Annotated in this window: 20 protein-coding genes and 1 riboswitch; of the genes, 19 read left to right on the top strand and 1 reads right to left on the bottom strand. The window is 39.7% G+C overall.

Annotation, left to right across the window (positions count from 1 at the left end):
• Window positions 1–5: 5 nt before the first annotated feature.
• From EO112_RS02860 to EO112_RS02830, 7 genes are all read left to right on the top strand, one after another.
• On the top strand, window positions 6–545 hold the full coding sequence (locus EO112_RS02860; protein WP_009352952.1) for a hypothetical protein: 540 nt from the start codon (window positions 6–8) through the stop codon (window positions 543–545).
• Window positions 546–555: 10 nt separating this feature from the next.
• Window positions 556–1212: a coenzyme F420-0:L-glutamate ligase gene (locus EO112_RS02855; RefSeq protein WP_009352865.1), complete on the top strand. Its 657-nt coding sequence runs from the start codon at window positions 556–558 to the stop codon at window positions 1210–1212.
• Window positions 1213–1262: 50 nt separating this feature from the next.
• Window positions 1263–1362, top strand: a riboswitch (TPP riboswitch).
• A 274-nt stretch (window positions 1363–1636) separates the two neighbouring features.
• Window positions 1637–1828 (top strand): sulfur carrier protein ThiS, encoded by a 192-nt coding sequence (thiS, locus tag EO112_RS02850; protein ID WP_009352953.1) that lies wholly within the window; start codon window positions 1637–1639, stop codon window positions 1826–1828.
• Window positions 1829–2404 carry a sulfur carrier protein ThiS adenylyltransferase ThiF gene (gene thiF / locus EO112_RS02845; RefSeq protein WP_127162832.1) on the top strand — a complete coding sequence of 192 codons (576 nt, stop codon included), beginning with the start codon at window positions 1829–1831 and terminating at the stop codon, window positions 2402–2404.
• A 10-nt stretch (window positions 2405–2414) separates the two neighbouring features.
• Window positions 2415–3206 (top strand): thiazole synthase, encoded by a 792-nt coding sequence (locus tag EO112_RS02840; RefSeq protein WP_369813338.1) that lies wholly within the window; start codon window positions 2415–2417, stop codon window positions 3204–3206.
• 16 nt (window positions 3207–3222) lie between these two features.
• Complete coding sequence (gene thiH / locus EO112_RS02835; protein ID WP_127135597.1) at window positions 3223–4419, top strand: 2-iminoacetate synthase ThiH; 1197 nt, start codon at window positions 3223–3225, stop codon at window positions 4417–4419.
• The gene (locus EO112_RS02830) at window positions 4406–5233 is read left to right on the top strand and encodes a thiamine phosphate synthase (protein ID WP_164723936.1); all 828 of its coding nucleotides are present in this window, start codon (window positions 4406–4408) and stop codon (window positions 5231–5233) included. The genes thiH and EO112_RS02830 overlap by 14 nt, the downstream gene beginning before the upstream one ends.
• A 200-nt stretch (window positions 5234–5433) precedes the next feature.
• Here EO112_RS02830 and EO112_RS02825 read toward each other — a convergent pair whose 3' ends face one another.
• Window positions 5434–6975, bottom strand: coding sequence for an RNA-binding domain-containing protein (locus tag EO112_RS02825; protein ID WP_127010194.1), 1542 nt, complete (start codon window positions 6973–6975; stop codon window positions 5434–5436).
• Between the two features lie 364 nt (window positions 6976–7339).
• Here EO112_RS02825 and EO112_RS02820 point away from each other — a divergent pair, with 364 nt between their 5' ends.
• The 12 genes from EO112_RS02820 (at window position 7340) to EO112_RS02765 (ending at window position 17800) form a co-directional block, all read left to right on the top strand.
• Complete coding sequence (locus EO112_RS02820; protein ID WP_127162830.1) at window positions 7340–8278, top strand: glycosyltransferase family 2 protein; 939 nt, start codon at window positions 7340–7342, stop codon at window positions 8276–8278.
• Between the two features lie 22 nt (window positions 8279–8300).
• Window positions 8301–9149 (top strand): NlpC/P60 family protein, encoded by an 849-nt coding sequence (locus EO112_RS02815; protein WP_126941298.1) that lies wholly within the window; start codon window positions 8301–8303, stop codon window positions 9147–9149.
• Between the two features lie 75 nt (window positions 9150–9224).
• Window positions 9225–9935: a metal ABC transporter ATP-binding protein gene (locus EO112_RS02810; RefSeq protein WP_009352919.1), complete on the top strand. Its 711-nt coding sequence runs from the start codon at window positions 9225–9227 to the stop codon at window positions 9933–9935.
• Window position 9936: 1 nt separating this feature from the next.
• Window positions 9937–10740 carry a metal ABC transporter permease gene (locus EO112_RS02805; RefSeq protein ID WP_127162828.1) on the top strand — a complete coding sequence of 268 codons (804 nt, stop codon included), beginning with the start codon at window positions 9937–9939 and terminating at the stop codon, window positions 10738–10740.
• A 127-nt stretch (window positions 10741–10867) separates the two neighbouring features.
• A complete protein-coding gene (gene alaS / locus EO112_RS02800; RefSeq protein ID WP_127162826.1) occupies window positions 10868–13477 on the top strand; it encodes an alanine--tRNA ligase in 2610 nt (869 codons plus the stop codon).
• A 53-nt stretch (window positions 13478–13530) separates the two neighbouring features.
• Window positions 13531–13791: an IreB family regulatory phosphoprotein gene (locus tag EO112_RS02795; RefSeq protein ID WP_009352873.1), complete on the top strand. Its 261-nt coding sequence runs from the start codon at window positions 13531–13533 to the stop codon at window positions 13789–13791.
• Window positions 13791–14201, top strand: a complete 411-nt coding sequence (gene ruvX / locus EO112_RS02790; protein WP_126939628.1) for a Holliday junction resolvase RuvX — start codon at window positions 13791–13793, stop codon at window positions 14199–14201. The genes EO112_RS02795 and ruvX overlap by 1 nt, the downstream gene beginning before the upstream one ends.
• A gap of 10 nt (window positions 14202–14211) precedes the next feature.
• On the top strand, window positions 14212–14484 hold the full coding sequence (locus tag EO112_RS02785; RefSeq protein ID WP_009352989.1) for a DUF1292 domain-containing protein: 273 nt from the start codon (window positions 14212–14214) through the stop codon (window positions 14482–14484).
• 233 nt (window positions 14485–14717) lie between these two features.
• Window positions 14718–15725, top strand: a complete 1008-nt coding sequence (gene mltG, locus EO112_RS02780) for an endolytic transglycosylase MltG (protein ID WP_127162824.1) — start codon at window positions 14718–14720, stop codon at window positions 15723–15725.
• A complete protein-coding gene (locus tag EO112_RS02775; protein ID WP_127162822.1) occupies window positions 15715–16323 on the top strand; it encodes an O-methyltransferase in 609 nt (202 codons plus the stop codon). Before mltG ends, EO112_RS02775 begins: the two co-directional genes overlap by 11 nt.
• Window positions 16316–17548 carry a U32 family peptidase gene (locus EO112_RS02770; protein ID WP_009352930.1) on the top strand — a complete coding sequence of 411 codons (1233 nt, stop codon included), beginning with the start codon at window positions 16316–16318 and terminating at the stop codon, window positions 17546–17548. Before EO112_RS02775 ends, EO112_RS02770 begins: the two co-directional genes overlap by 8 nt.
• 27 nt (window positions 17549–17575) lie before the next feature.
• Complete coding sequence (locus tag EO112_RS02765; protein WP_062401305.1) at window positions 17576–17800, top strand: DUF4911 domain-containing protein; 225 nt, start codon at window positions 17576–17578, stop codon at window positions 17798–17800.
• Window positions 17801–17875: the final 75 nt, after the last annotated feature.

Raw genomic sequence — 17875 nt, 5'->3', positions numbered from 1 at the left:
GAACTATGTATATTTACACATTAATAGATACCCTAGTGTGGATAGCCTGTATCATTGCTATCATTTATATTGCCTACCGCATATTTGCATGGCGCCAAGGCAATGAAGACATTGTGATCATGGTGAAACGTCGCACTCCATTTGTGGTAGAAGACATTAGTTTTGATCAAGTAGTGTTATCTACGGATATTCCATTTGTGAACAGAGGTAAACAATACGGAACCATCATGGATATGTTCCCTCGTCATTTATTACCACAAGAACAATTTGACAATGTGCGAATTCAATCGTGGTTAACCGATGCAAAGGCAGAACGTCATGATGGCTATTGGGAAGCGTTAGTCTATAAACAACGACAAGGCAGTACCATTCGTTTGCGTCTAGTGATGACGGCTAATAGTGGCAATATTCGTAAAGACTTAGTGGGATTCCCAGACATGCCTATCGATATCTACCATCAAGTAGTAGGTCGTGAGGCATACCGTATTTCAAAAACTAGAATTACTCTAACTGCAGAAGAGTTAGAAGTAGCAATGCGTAAATAGGAGGTACATCATGGCAGAATTAGAACTTTTACCAATCCCTACGCGCATTTTAACGAACAAAGATGATATCGTAGAGGCTATCGTAGAATTTGCAGGTCCTTATATTGGACCAGAAGATATTGTGTGCGTAGCAGAATCCGTCGTGGCTATCACGCAAGGGGAGTTTACACGACCAGAAGATTTAAAAGTATCTTGGCAAGCTAAATTTTTAAATCGCTTTATCCATCCGGATGGTTCTATGGCATCTGTGTATGGTATGCAAGCAGCTATGGATAAAGAAGGGGAATGGAAAATGATGTTTGCCTTCCTCTGTGGAGCCGTAGCTAAAGTGTTTAAAAAATCTGGCGTGTTCTATCAAATGGCACGGACCGCATCCTTAACAGATGATGTGACAGGTACTATGCCTCCATTTGATAAATGCATTGTATATGGACCAAAACAACCACATGCAGTAGCCGATGCTATTATGAAAGCAACAGGAGCCTATGGGGCTTGTGTAGCGGACGTGAATGATTTAAAACGAGCGGCTATCTTAGGTCATAGTCGCGGATTGAAACCGCAGCAAATTGCGCAAATTTTAATCGATAATCCATTTGGCAACGATAGTCAAATGACACCTATCGTTGTAATTAAAAATTATGCCTCTGTGTCTGCACGGAGACGATAAAAATTGTTGATACTTAGGCTTGCAAATTGAGTCGTATCAGCGTATACTGAAAGAGAACTTTGGGGAGCCTACTGGCTGAGAGTAAACGAAAGTTTTGACCCATAACCTGATTTGGATAATGCCAACGTAGGATAAGTTTGATTCGTCATACTGAGGACATCCAACAGGATGTCCTTTTTTTGTGTCTTTCATAGGATAGTCTATCCTATATGGGTACAGAATAGAGGTACATCGAAATGGATGTACAAGTGGAAAAGAATAGTGAGACGATAGAGTGCTACAGCATGAAGGGGCATACCACCGCGGGTATGGTTTTTCGTGCTGTTTTTTTATACTAGTATGTGGTGAAGGAGCCATGACGGATAATTGGTATGATACTAGTTTGAAATAGGTATATAGCATACGCTATAGTTAGGAGGATATGATGAAAGTAAATGGAGCAACTTATCATTATGAGGGGCAAACAGTGCAAGAAGTACTGGCAGCCCTAGCGTTTCGAATGGATCGCATCGTAGTGGAATATAATGGGAAGATTCTTTCTAAAGCAGACTGGGAATCGACTCGTGTGAGTCCTGCAGACACAATGGAAGTAGTAACCTTTGTAGGAGGTGGCTAAATGGTATCTTTACAAGATAAAAAAGTTCTGCTTATCGGTGTGGGTGGTGTTGGCTCCCATGTGGCAGTGGCATTGTGCCGTGCTGGAATTGGTCAGTTAGAAATCGTAGACTTCGACGTTGTGGATGAGAGTAATCTAGGCCGTCAATACTATGACGTGAATGATGTAGGAGTTTTAAAAGTAGAGGCTATGAAAGGTCACCTCAATCGGATGAATCCAAACTGTGAAGTCATTGTTCATAATGAATGCCTCACACCAGAAAGATTATCTGAATTAATCGATGGCTATGACATGGTCGTAGAAGCAGTGGACAAGGCTGTCACAAAAGCGTGGATGACAGAAGTTATTTTGACCCATCCAGCAGAGCCTTTATTGGTAGGCTGTTCCGGTATGGCAGGTTGGGGCGATAGTAATGGTATCCGCCGTGAACGAAGACATCATCGTTGGTATTTATGCGGTGATGGTGTGAGCGATATCGATTCTATCGGAAAAATTACTGCCGCTCGTGTCATGGTTTGTGCCGGACATATGGCAAATGCTGTGATTCAACTATTACATGGAGAAGATATTGATTAAGGAGGAACCTATGACACTTTCAGTGAAAGATATGGAAACACAAGATACATGGACCTTAGGGGGACATACATTGCATTCTCGATTTATCTTGGGGTCTGGAAAATTTTCTATCGACTTAATCGAGGCTGTCCTAGAAGAAGCGGGCGCAGAAATGATTACCTTAGCCCTACGTCGTGCGGTAGGTGGAGAAGTGGAAAATATCCTAGATGCTATCCCAAAGGATACTATCTTAATCCCTAATACGAGTGGCGCTAGAGATGCTGAAGAAGCGGTGCGTATAGCAAGATTATCCCGAGCTACAGGTTGTGGAGATTTTGTAAAAGTAGAAATTATGAAAGATTCAAAATATTTATTGCCACATAATGGGGAGACCATTAAAGCTACAGAAATATTAGCAAAAGAAGGATTCATCGTTATGCCATACATGTATCCAGACTTAGAAGTGGCTCGTGATTTGGTGAATGCTGGAGCCGCTGCGGTGATGCCGTTAGCGGCGCCAATTGGATCTAATCGTGGATTGCAGACAAAGGAATTTATCAAAATTTTAGTGAATGAAATTGATTTGCCTATCATTGTAGATGCTGGTATTGGTGCTCCATCCCAAGCAGCAGAAGCAATGGAAATGGGCGTAGCTGCAATCATGGCAAATACAGCCGTAGCTTCTGCGGGCCATATTCGAGGTATGGCGAAAGCATTTGGTTTAGCCATCCAAGCAGGAAGATTGGCATATTTGTCAAAATTAGGGCCTACTCTTGAAACCGGTGGTAGCGCTTCATCTCCGTTGACTGGATTTTTGAGATAATAGGAAAGGAATAGCCATGTCTAGTACCACCAGATACCATATAGATGATCCATGTTGGAAGTATCGCCCCCACATGGATCAAATTGAAAGTCCTATTTTAGAGACGGTATTGCGAGAACGTGAGCAATATACGTACGATCGATACACAGCAGATGATGTGCGCCGTGTGTTGCAAGAAGATACCATTGATGTAGAAGGACTGAAAATTTTATTATCTCCTGCAGCAGAACCATTTTTGGAAGAACTAGCGGAAAAAGCAAAGGCCGTACGAACACGATACTTTGGCAATTCTGTGTATTTATTTACACCGTTATATATTTCAAACTATTGCGATAACCTATGCGTGTATTGTGGCTTCAACTGTAAAAATCAGATCCATCGGGCGAAGTTAGATGAAGCAGGTATTGAAGAAGAGTTAAAAAATATTGCCAAAACAGGATTACAGGATATTTTAATTTTGACTGGGGAAAGTGAACGCCATAGTCCTATTTCTTACATTGGGCGTGCCTGTGAATTAGCAAAAAAATATTTTAAGGTAGTGGGCGTAGAAATTTATCCTGCCAATGTAGACGATTATGCGTACCTACGAGAATGCGGTTGTGATTATGTGACCGTATTCCAAGAAACGTATAATTGGGAAAATTATAAAACATTGCATTTGTTAGGAAATAAAAGCGTATTTCCCTATCGACTTGAAACGCAAGAACGAGCTTTGCGAGGGGGTATGCGGGGAGTAGGTTTAGCAGCCTTATTGGGGTTAGATGATTTTCGAAAAGATGCCTTTGCCACAGCCTTGCATGCCCATATGCTACAACGTGCGTATCCTCATGGAGAAATTAGTATTTCCTGTCCACGCCTGCGGCCTATCGTCAATGATGATACCATCAATGCAGGGGACGTAGGAGAAGCTCAATTATTGCAAGTCATCTTGGCATATCGCTTATTCCTACCTTATGCAAATATTACGATTTCCACTAGAGAAACAGCCAGGTTCCGCAACGGGGTCCTACCATTAGCAGCGACGAAACTGTCAGCAGGTGTCAGCACAGGTATTGGTGAACATTCCTCAGAAGAAAAGAAACAAGAAGAAGGGGATGCACAATTTGAAATTGCTGACAGTAGAACTGTAGCAGAAGCCATGGAAGATGTGAAAGCCTTAGGAATGCAAGTGGTGATGAGTGATTATATCGATGTGCTCTATGAAGAAAAATAACCAATCTATAGACACCTTAGTGTTGATTACAAATCGCCAGTTACTGAAAGATGACATTAGCTTAGCCACATATGGTGTAGCACTGTCTAGAGGGATAGAAAGAATACAAAAGTATGGCAAGCATTGTATTAATCATACAGAAGAAAGCAGTTTAACGTATAATATACGTAGAGCATATAGATCTACAGTAAAAGCGAATCTTCATAGTACTAAATTGCCTGATGCGAGGGCAGATAGTGCTGAACCAGACAACTGGATGAGAAATCACAGTAGTCTGTACACCCTGTGCCGTGACACTGATTTACCCTTTGAGGAGTATCTCCAACTCTGCGATGCCATCGGGGATACCGTAGTACACCATGGAAAAGTTATTACGAATCGAGAGCAATTAGCTATTGTTTTGGCAACAGCAAAACGAATCCATCTACCCACTAATCTAATACGCTATTGGCAATCCGAACAAGAAGAACTATGGATTATCTTGCAACAACATTTTCAGGACATAACTATGTGGAGCACCGTTCACAACGAAGATGACATCAAGTTATTAGCATCCCTAGGAATCCCTAATTTGGAGTACGTCTTAATCAGTCCCATCTTTCCCACACAATGCAAAACAGGACACCCTGGCATTGGCGTTAAGCGGGGGAAGGAACTGTTGAAACTAATTCGGACACATTACCCACAAGTACAAGGTATTGCTTTGGGAGGTATCCACGAGCACAATTACCAAACGTGTTTGCAACATTCTTTCACTGGCGTAGCTATTATGTCTGATTTCATGAAGCGAGTGCATAGCAATATCGACACATAAGAACGAAGGTAAAAATAGTATAAAATTATTGAGAGAAATAAAATAGAAAAAGAAGGTCATCTTTTATTACAATGAGTGAATAGAAATTATTGTAAAGAAGACCTTCTTTTATGTTCTACCGTATGATAAGTAGAAGATGATTATAATGAAATTTAATGTTTTAGTAAAAAGTGCATATGGGTAAAAAAAGAAGATATCTGCTATGAATCAGATTTATCTTTATAAAATAGATGTTTTATAATATCATAAGTTTCTCCCCAATGATGAATCACTTCTACTGAAGAAACTGCTTTAACATAAGTTCTGTTTTTGTATGCGCCCATCTTTACAATTAAATTTTGTTCAGATAACTTGTTAAGTATTCTTGTTAAGCGAGCAGAGGTTATATCAGGGTGAGCATTGGCAATTTCTTTTTTTGTAAATTTAATAGATGATTTATTTGAAGTTGGAGGATTGCAGATAAATGTATACACTTTTTTCTCATCCTCTTTTAGATTAGAAACGTCTACTAGAGGTTCTGCTATCCATAATTTTAAGTACGTTCTTTCTAAGTCGCTTTTTAATTCAGGAACTTTGAATCTATTTTTTACTACAACATCAATTATTTTTTGACTGCCGCTACCAGCATGTTCAGAGGCGCCCATTCTAGTGAATAAGCTAACGAGAAGAGGATTTCTGACCAAGGATCTACCGCCTCCAGTGAAAAATTCTTTTACAGGGATTTTCATAATTCCGGGATTAATAAAAATATAAAAAGGTTCATGAATTTCCGCAATTAAAGCGGTTGTATTTAAAAAGTAGTCCGCATGGATTATCATATTGACAAATGCTTCGCGTAAAGCAATTGTTAAATCTGTAGGGTTTTTTCTGATCGTGTACTCATCAAGTTCAAAATTTCTGTTTACAGATAATAAGAGTTTTTCACTTACTAAGCGATAATAATTAAATAAATTTAAATCTGGAAAATCTAAATTGCCTGACTCAATTCGGAAACTCCATCTTTGTGAATTACCGCGTTTATCAAAAAAATCTACATGATAATGTGGGAATCGATCGATAATAGAGTTGTATTTGCCGAAGAATAATAATCCAGCAACCGTTAGGTGTATCTTATTAGTATTTCGATTTTTACGAAATACGCCAATATTCTCTAAGAAGCTTTGGTTGTCCATTTCTGAGTAGTTTAAACTGGGATATCTCTTAGATAGTATTGATTTATAACTATTAATGCTATCTAAATCTAAATCAGATATATCATAATTATGGAGTAATTCATAATCTAATTGATCAGATTGATTTCTTAATATTGTACTTAATTGCTGTGTATCTACTAAATGATCTTGTGAGTGTAATCTGATATAAGTATGAGCAAGGTTGTTATTAAGATAAACAGGTTTATCTGTAATTGCAGCCTCCTTAATATGTATAATAACTATAGTTTTATCTTCAATAATAGCTGTTCGTATATCTTCATTTTCTATGATATTTAAGCTAACTTTAGATCTATCACCTAGGGTAGAACAGAAGTCGCTTATTATTTTTTCAGCATCTTTTACTCCGGTTAAAACTGGTTTTTTACACTCGTCTTCAGAAATTCCTAAAATTAAATAGCCACCTGTAGTATTAGCGAATGCAGAATATGATTTCCATGCATCTTTGGGGAAGTCATTTTTAGCCTTTTTGTATTCAACTTGTGAAGACTCTTTTAATGATATAATTGCTTCTAATGTAGTTAGTTTCATAGTATTTTTCCTAAAAGTGCTAAATAAATAGTAAATAAAATTAACTGCTGAATGGGGGTAATATCACATTCTTTATATATGTTGTGAAAGAATGAGTTTAAAAGTGCTAAATAAATGTTAAATAAAATCGGGATTCTTGTTATTGAAGGGCAACAAGGAATATGATGAAAAATAATCAGTATCAGAAAAGAGAAATATTCTTATCATCAGTATACAGGATATAAAATGTGTTTGCCACTATATATTATGAATCCTTGTTGTAGCATATGTTCTGCATGTCAGATATCGTCTCCATATACAGCGGAGTTTGCAAAACAAGTCTCAATCCTGTAAAATAGATAGGTAAAGATCATAAGGAGGAGCTATGTTACTGTCAATTGTTGTTCCCGTATTTAATGAGGAAGATAATATTCAAAAATTTTATACTACAGTCAAAGATGTATTGCAAACACTTGACTATGACCATGAAATTATTTTCGTCGATGATGGGTCCAGTGATGATAGTGCAGGCATGCTACGATATATTGGTAATCAAGATCCAAAGGTAAAAGTGCTGTTATTGGCAAGAAATTTCGGTCATCAATTAGCCTTGACCTGTGGATTAGATTACGCCCAAGGTGATGCGGTAATCACTATGGATGGAGATATGCAACATCCACCAGAGTTGATTCCAGAACTAGTGAAGCATTGGGAAGCAGGTGCAGATGTAGTACGTACCATTCGTGATTCCACAGAAGATGCTAGTTGGGCAAAAGCTTTTACATCGAAATACTATTACAAAGTGCTTAACAAATTAGCCAATGTTCCTATCGTGGAAGGTGGTTCCGATTTCCGGTTGATGAATCGAAAATCCCTAGAAACATTGAAAAAATTCCGTGAACATGGTAGGTTTTTGCGGGGCATTGTAGGCGACTTGGGATTCGTGCAACATGAATTTCATTTCGTAGCACCCCCACGCTTTGCAGGGACTTCTAAATTTAGTGTAAAAAAAATGATGCGCTTTGCTTTAGACGGCATTACAGCATTTTCTAGAGTACCCTTGCGGTTAGCCTTATATATCGGCTTGCTATGCGGACTATTAAGCCTGATTATGATCGGACACATATTGTTTGTTCACTTCTTCTCTGACAATGTTATCAGTGGTTGGTCTACCTTAGGAGTGGCTATCTTCTTCCTAGGTGGTGTACAACTGGTAGGTATTGGTATCATCGGAGAATATGTGGGACGAATTTTTGAAGAAGTCAAACAACGACCGTTATATTGGGTGAAAGACGCCATAAACTGTCACATACAAGACAAATAATCGTATATAAGAGAGGAGTCCTATGACGAGTAAAAAGAAACAATACCTGGCAGTCGCTCTATTAGTAGGCTTTTTAGGTACTAGTGTACAAGGAGCTTACCAATATGGTGATACAGGCAATGAAATTCTTGGTATTCAAAAGAAACTCATCGCTGCTGGTTATAAAGCTAGGGAAACTAGCGAATATGATGCAAATACAAAGTGGGCTGTTAGATTGTTCCAAAAAGATAATGGATTAACAGTGGACGGAATATTGGGAGCAGTGACCTATAAAAAATTGATGGGCAAACCACTGCCGGCAACAACAAAAACGGTATCTAAAAAGAAAGAAATTTCTGAAAAAGATGCTAAATTATTAGCCCATATCGATCCAAATAGAGAATCCACAGCTATCACATCTACGTTAAAGCATAAAAAAGACAAAAGCTCTGCCCCACAAGGGCTGACTTTCAAAAAGAAAGGCAAAACATACAAAGGCTTAGAGATTGGACATCAACCTATATCTGGCAATGTGAAAGAGATTTTGACCTATGCCAATACGTTTACGGGAGTGCCTTATAAATTTGGAGGCACTACGCCAGCGGGATTTGATTGCTCAGGATATATTCGCTATGTATTCCAAAAGATAGGCTTTGATATGCCGCGCCAAGCTGACGAACAGTATACAGTAGGTAAAAAAGTAGAGAAAAGTAATCTACAACCGGGTGATTTAGTGTTCTTTGAAACTTATGAACCAGGGATTTCCCATTCTGGTATTTACATCGGTGATGGACAATTCATCAGTGCCACATCTAGCAGTGGTGTAGCCGTAGCAGATATTGATGATAGCTACTGGGGACCACGCTATGTAGGGGCAAAACGCGTACTATAATACACAAGCTGTAGTGATGATGTCATTACAGCTTTTGCCATATATGCGATAACTAGAAACATAAAGGAGTTAACTATGACGCACGCAGGCATTCACATACAAGATGTACAATTTTCCTATGGATCTCAGACGGTTATCCATAATATGACCATCACCATTCCCAAAGGTGAGTTTGTACTGGTGGTGGGACCTAATGGATCTGGTAAAACCACCTGGCTTCGTATGGTAGCAGGACTATTAGAACCCACAGCCGGACATCTTTGTTTAGACGGCATTAGTCCGAAAGAAGCACAAATGAAAGGACTCATTCACTTAGTGCCACAAATTTATAACAAGAATGCAGCCCAATTTCCAGCTACCGTAGAAGAGGTAGTGGGACTCGCTTTATTTCACGTACCGAAGGAAGATAGAAAAGGACGCATCTTGGATGCTTTGGAATTGGTGGGCATGCAAGATTTCTTGAAACGCCGCATTGGAGAACTCAGCGGCGGTCAACAACAACGTGTCATGTTAGCACAGGCCTTAGCACGGAAACCGAACTATATTTTGCTAGATGAGCCCACCAGTGGTATCGACTTTGAAACAAGCAAAAAAATATACGAAGTGTTGCGATCTTTAAAAGAAGAAAACATCACTGTTATTATGGTCACTCATGATGTGACAGAAGCTATGGAAGTAGCAGATACAATTTTATGTGTGGATGGACATGCTTGTTACTATGGACCTTGTAAAGGCTTTATGGAAAGTCATCAAGGCTCTCGTTTGGCATGGCATTTAGGAGGTTAAGATGGATATTTTATCCTATACATTTATGCAACGTGCCTTTTTAGCGGGCCTCATAGTGGCGCTAATGTGCCCCCTAATTGGTATGTTCATCGTCATTAAACGGCAATCTATGCTCGGCGATGGATTAGGACATATTGCCTTTGCTGGTGTGACGGGGGCATCCTTACTAAAAGTATACCCTCCATTAGGTGCTGTTATATTGACCGTTCTTTCTGCCATGGGCATAGAACTCGTGCGTCGCTACCAAAAACAATACGCAGATATGATAATGGCATTATTCTTTTATGCAGGCTTAGCTCTGGCTATCGTATTTTCTACAATGGTAAAAATGCCTAGCACTGGACTATTGAACTTTTTATTTGGCAGTATTCTAACGGTGACTATGACAGATATTTATGGTATCGGTGCGGTAGCTGTCGTAGTGGGTATTATCATGAAATTTGTGTATCACTCCTTAATGCTTACTTCCTTTGATGAGGAAATTGCTCGCACTGTAGGTATCAATGTGAATCGTGTGAACATGATTTTTGCCATCTTAACAGCCCTTGTAGTTGTCATGGGGATGACCGTAGTAGGGATTCTATTGATTAGTGCGTTGATGATAGTTCCTGTTGCATCTGCTCATTTATGGAAACGGGGCTTCAAAGAAACCTGGGGTATCGCTACCGTCTATTCCGTAATATCCGTCATAGGCGGACTGTGCAGCGCCTTTTGGCTAGACTTTGCACCAGGGGGGACCATTGTACTGACAGCTATTGGACTCTATGTGGTGACATTCTTAGTGAATTTGGTGAAGTGTAGGTAGCCCTAAAATAAAAAATTAGTATGGAAAGTATCATCATCCTATATAAGTCAATGACCTCACCTAAATGCATACTTTCATCAAAATCTGTGGTATAATAAAGGCAATAGACAATTTTAGGAGGGAAATCATGACAGGAAATGAATTACGCCAAGCGTATTTGAATTTTTTTGAAAGTAAAGGACATTTAAAGCAAGAGAGTTATTCTCTTGTTCCAGATAACGACCCATCTTTATTATTAATTGGTGCTGGTATGGCGCCTTTGAAACCATTTTTTACAGGTAAATTAGTACCACCTTGCACACGAATTACGACAAGCCAAAAGTCAATTCGCACAGGGGATATTGAAAACGTAGGACGTACAGCACGTCACCATACATTCTTTGAAATGTTGGGAAACTTCTCTTTTGGTGATTATTTCAAAAAAGAAGCCATCCATTGGGCATGGGAATTTTTAACAGAAGTCATCAAATTGGATAAAGAAAAATTGTACGTTACTGTATATCCGGATGATCAAGAGGCCTATGACACTTGGCATAATGAAATTGGCTTACCAGAAGACCATATCAGCCGTTTGGAAGATAATTTCTGGGAAATTGGCGAAGGTCCATGTGGTCCAGATAGCGAGATTTTCTTCGACTTAGGACCAGAGCGTGGCTGCGATGATCCAAACTGTGCACCAGGTTGTGATTGCGACCGTTTCCTTGAAATTTGGAATCTTGTATTCACGCAATTCAACCGTACAGCAGAAGGTACATACGAACCATTGGCTAAGAAAAATATCGATACCGGTGCTGGTTTAGAGCGTTTGGCATCTGTATTACAAGGCAAAGAAAGTAACTTTGAAACAGATTTAATTTTCCCAATCATTGAGGCTACAGCGAAAAAAGCAGGTGTTACGTATCATACAGATGCGAATACAGATGTTTCTTTGAAAGTTATTGCTGACCATATTCGTGCTATTGTGGCATTGATTGCAGATGGTGTGTTACCATCTAATGAAGGCCGTGGCTATGTGCTTCGCCGTATTTTGCGCCGTGCTGTTCGTCATGGTCGTCTATTAGGTATTCAAGGACCATTTTTGGTACCATTAGTAGATATCGTAGTAGATATCTTGGGCGGAGCTATCACGAACATCGTGGAGAAACAAGACTTCGTAAAACGAGTGGTGGCGAACGAAGAAGAACGCTTTAACCAAACATTGGCATCTGGCCTAGACATGTTGAGCCAATTATTGGATACATTGAAAGCTGAGGGCGCTACGACAGTACCAGGTCAAGACGTATTCAAATTGTATGACACCTACGGATTCCCATGGGAATTGACAGAAGAAATCGCTTCTGAAGCTGGTTTCACTATCGACCAAGCTGGTTTTGAAAGTGCTATGAATGAACAACGTACTCGTGCTCGTGAAGCTCGTGAAGACGTAGACGCAAAAGTAGCTACTCCAGATATTACCCATTTATCTGGCGAACATATTTCTGACGATGAAAGTGCCACAGCATCCACAGTCTTGTTAATCGGTGAAGGGGCAAAAGCCATTGAACGTGCTGAAGATGGTCAAGATGTTACGATCATCGTAAAAACGACTCCATTCCACGCAGAAGGAGGCGGACAATTAGGTGACACTGGCTTCATCGTAGGCCCATTGGGTAAATTAGAAGTACACACGGCTAAAAAATTACCAGAAGGCACTACCTACCATGTAGGGACTGTCGTAGAAGGTAGCATTTCTGTAAACGACGAAGTGACATTCGAAGTTGATGTAGAACGCCGTCAGCATATGGCACGTAATCATACAGCAACACACTTATTGCATGCTGCATTGCGTTCCGTATTGGGTACGCATGTAAACCAAGCGGGCTCTTTGGTAACACCAGACTATTTGCGCTTTGACTTTACACATTTCTCGCCAGTAACAGCAGAAGAATTGCAAACCATTACGAACATAGTAAATGAACAAATTCTTCGTGCTTCCACATTGGAAGTAGAAACTATGTCCATTGATGCGGCGAAAGCAAAAGGCGCTATGGCGTTGTTCGGTGAAAAATATGGTTCCGAAGTACGAGTTGTATCTGTGCCAGAATTCTCCATCGAATTGTGTGGCGGTTCTCACGTAGAAAATACTGGTTTCATCGGTCAATTCCGTATCACTTCCGAAGGTGGTATTGGTTCTGGCGTACGCCGTATCGAAGCGGTGACAGGTAAAGCAGCGCTTATGTTAGCACAACAAGAAGAACAAACATTAAAAGCAGTAGCTTCTCTTGTGAAAGGAAAACCACAAGAAGTAGTAGGTAAAGTACAACAAGTATTAGACCATGCAAAAGCTGTAGAACGTGAGCTAGATCAAGTGAAAAAAGAATTGAATAGCGGTAACCTTGATGGTGTCTTAGCTGGTCAATTTACAGTAGGCGATGTAACAGCAGTAGTAGCCTCCGTACCAGTATCTGATATGGGCGAATTGCGTGACATGGCGGATATGGTTCGCGATAAAATTGGCTCTGGCGTAGTATTATTAGGTGCAGCTGGTGGCGATAAAGTAAACTTTGTCTGCATGGCTACGAAAGATGTAGTTGGCAAAGGTATCCACTGCGGTAACATCGTAAAAGCAGCGGCTCAAGCAGCTGGTGGTAATGGCGGTGGTCGTCCAGATATGGCACAAGCTGGTGGTAAAGATCCAGCAGCGATGGACCAAGCCTTAGCAGCAGGTAAAGAGGCAATCCAATCCATGGTTGGATAAGTTTACTCATAGATGAGATTTTCACTAGAAAACTCATGATAAGGAGGGATTATATGAATCTTTCAGATAAAACAATGGTGATTAAACCGGTACAAACAACACCGTTGACACCAGAAGAAGTATTCCAACATGTGTTCCAAGCCTTGGCGGAAAAAGGGTATAACCCAATTAGTCAAATCACAGGATATCTCATTTCTGGAGATCCAACGTATATTACAAGTTATAATAATGCTCGTAGTGATATTCGTAGCATTGAACGAGATGAGCTTATTGAAGAACTTGTGAAAGAATATGTGAAAGCGAAACAATTATAATGCGAATTATGGCACTCGATGTGGGAAGTCGGACGATTGGTGTCGCATGCAGTGATGCGCTGTATATTACAGCGCAAGGCATCGAAACTATTCGCCGCACATCTCATGAAAAAGACTTTCAGCGCATTGCGGAGTTAATCCGTGAATATGAGGTAGACACTATTGTGGTAGGCATGCCAAAAAATATGAATGGCACCAAAGGAGAACGGGCTGAAAAAACGGAAGCCTTTGTGGAAAAGATGCAAGAAGTCATCTCCACGCCAGTTGTATTTTGGGATGAACGTCTATCTACAGTGATGGCAGAAAAATCTTTAATTGCTGCTGATGTAAGTCGTAAAAAACGGAAAGAAGTCATTGATAAGATGGCAGCAGTTGTCATTTTACAAGGCTATTTAGATAGTCGTTCATAAGGAGGTTACCATGATCGAACAAGGTTATGAAGGTGAAGTATCTGTGATTGTCATTGAAGACGAAAATGGAGAAGAAATGTATTATGAAGAAGAAATGCTAATTCAACATGATGGAAAAGCATTTGCGATTTTAGTATCTCTTCCTCCAGAAGAAGACACTGAACATGATGAACCAGAAGTGATTATTGCGCGTATTGATGAAGAAGAAGGAGAACAAGTTTACGTAGCTCCTACTGATGAAGAATTCGATGCAGTCATTAAATTATACGAAGAAATGGACTAATCGTTAGTCAAGGCTGTAACAGACTGTCGAAAGACAGTGTGGTTACAGCCTTTTCTGTATAAGAGAAGATGGATTACATACATGCTAGGTAAAAAAGTATTGTACCTAAAGGCGTTACGATATATGGTCTAGGTGAGTGTATCGATGATAGATTGACCTATACTATATAGAAAAATTGCTATATATACTGCTAAAATGGTATAATATAGTATTCGTTGAAAAAGGAGTGTGCTATGAAACAATATGCAAACTATATCTATAGATGTGTAGCAATTCTAATCGTAATTTTGCTTGGAATCTTAGCAGGTATATATTATATTCCTTGGACTGGTGGTTCAAAGGAAGATGTAGAAACAGTTGTTATCAGTGAGAATCAAACTGGTGCACAGATTGGGGATGTACTCTATGAAAGAGGGCTTATCACATCACCTACTCTGTTCCGTGGTGCTCTACGCTTAACGGGAACCATGGATAAGTTACAACATGGATATTATCAAATTCCACACCATTCTAGTTTAAGTGAGATTATTGGATTGCTCCAACAAGGTAGATTACAAACGGTGAAACTTACCATTCCAGAAGGATTTACCATTGGTGAAATTGGAAAACGCATTGAAGAACAAGGCATCGATACGCAGTATGCATTCATGGAAAAAGGAAAGACCTATACACCTTATGAGTATATGGTGGGAACGAAGCCTGTTACCTATCGGGTGGAAGGATTTCTATTCCCTAGCACCTATGAAATTCCTGTAGGTAGCAAAGCAGAAGATGTGATGGCCATCATGGCGGACGAAATGAATCGCCAATTAACACCAAAAATGCGCCAAGATGTTGAAGCGCAAGGAATGACCATATTTGAATTTATTACCTTAGCATCCTTGGTGGAAAAAGAAGCGAAGTTCGATGAAGATAGACCCATCATTGCCGCAGTTTTTCGTCAGCGCTTAAAAACTGGCATGCCCTTAGAATCATGTGCTAGTATTCAATATATTTTGGGGTATCCTAAGCCTTTGATTAGTATTGAGGATACAAAATTGGAAAGTCCGTACAATACATACCTTCATAAAGGATTACCACCAGGACCTATTGCAAACCCAGGCATCAAATCTATGGAGGCAGTTTTGTATGCGCCACCAACGGAGTATTTATTCTTTGTGGCTGACAAAGAAGGACATCATCATTTTACGAAAACCTATGATGAACATTTGAAAATAGTGGATCAAATTTATGAAAATTAAAGATATTTTAAATGAACAACGTATCTATGCGCTTTTGCATGATGTGCCAATTTTACGAGAGTCAGAAGTAGAACTCTTTGAAGACTTAATCAGTTTATATAAACCAAAGCGAGTCTTAGAAGTGGGCACTGCTATTGGGTACTCTTCGCTGTTACTGGCAAAGCATATGGACAAAGAGGGACAGCTCATCACTATAGAATTAGATGATGTACGCCATGGGATGGCTAGCCATTTCATTTCACAATCAGACTATGCAGAGAAAATCACTCTATTAAAAGGAGATGCTACAGAATTGCTCGAAGGCCTAGAAGGTCCCTTTGATTTAGTGTTTTTAGATGGCCCTAAAGGTCAGTACTTAAAACAGTTGGAACTCATTGAACCCCAATTAGCAGAAGGGGCTGTGGTATTAGCGGATAATGTCTTATTCCGTGGCTATGTGCGGGGAGAGAAAGAACCACCTCGGCGCTTTAAAACTATTGTGAAACGCTTGCAAGCGTATTTAACCTATGTAGAACAAAAAGAATATTACAATACTACTATCTACCCTATGGGAGATGGTATGAGTGTAAGTATATGGAAAGGAAAGATTCATGACTAAACGACATATGGAATTACTAGCTCCTGCTGGTAATATGGATAAATTAAAAATGGCTATTCGCTATGGTGCAGATGCCGTATATTGTGCAGGCCGTGCCTTTGGCTTACGCGCAGCTAGCTCCAATTTTGACAATGATCAATTGAAAGAGGCTGTAGAATTTGTACACAGCCATGGCAAAAAAATCTATGTCACTTGTAACATTATTCCGCATAATGAGGACTTAACAGGCCTTGAAGAGTATTTACAATTCTTGGAAAGTATTAAGGTCGATGCGATCATCGTAGCGGACTTGGGTATTTTCTTGTTGGCAAAGCGTGTGGCTCCAGGCTTAGAATTGCATGTGAGTACACAAGCAAATACAACGAACTATTTGACTACAGAGTTCTGGAAAGAACAAGGGGCTGCTCGTGTAGTAGTAGCTCGTGAAGTGAGCATTGAAGATATCAAAACTATGCGTGAGAAAGCAGATGTTGAAATTGAAGCCTTCGTACATGGAGCTATGTGTATTTCCTATTCTGGTCGTTGTTTGTTGAGTAATTACATGACCAACCGTGATGCGAATCGTGGGGCTTGTACACAAGCGTGCCGTTGGAAATATAATTTGGTGGAAGAAAATCGTCCTGGTGAATACTATCCAATCGAAGAAGATGAACATGGTACATATATCTTTAACTCTAAAGATTTATGTCTATTAAAATATATTCCTGAGCTCTATAAAGCGGGTGTAGATAGTTTAAAAATTGAAGGTCGCATGAAGTCTGTACACTATGCAGCTACTGTATCCAAAGTATACCGTGAAGCCATCGATAAATTCCTAGAAGAAGGAGATGACTGGTATGTACGTGATGAATGGTATGCAGAATTAGAAAAAATCTCTCACCGTCCATACACAGAGGCTTTTGCCATGGAAAAACCAGGGGAAGAAGCACAAAACTATGGTAAATCTTCCAATACGCAAACCCATGATTTCATTGGATTAGTAGAAGGATACAATGCAGAAGAAGGCTATGCCTACATGGAACAACGTAACAACTTTAAAGTAGGGGAAGAAGTAGAGTTTTGCCAACCTCATGGACCATTGGTAAAACATGTGATTACACGTATCACTGATGAAGATGGCAATGACATTGATGTGGCAAAACATGCACAAATGAAATTGCGTTTGTACATCGATACGCCATTGGAGGAATATTCCATGATGCGTCGTGAAACGAAACAAAAATAATTCCTTACGACATAGGGGAGGACCAAGATGCAAGAACAAGAGATTGTGTATGATCCAGAGTATGTGTACTTTCAAATTGAACGGACATATACAAATTATGTGAATCGGATTTTAGAAGGCTATGAATACGTAGGGGTCATGACAACGGTGAATGCGGAGGGATTGTGTATGGTTCGTACTACAGAATCAACACGTGAACTGGCAAAAGAAATTTTACAATCCCTACCGATTTCTGTGACTCTCTTGGAGTGAGTGAATTGTAACAGAGAGACACCACATGAGTTGTACTGGTAGTAAGTATTGGTGATTGAAAGTGGAGATCTAAGA

The sequence above is a fragment of the Veillonella sp. VA141 genome (genome assembly GCF_003992175.1).
GTDB lineage: Bacteria > Bacillota > Negativicutes > Veillonellales > Veillonellaceae > F0422.
Note: the sequence above shows the minus strand (reverse complement) of the source record. Positions and strands in the feature narration are given on the sequence as shown.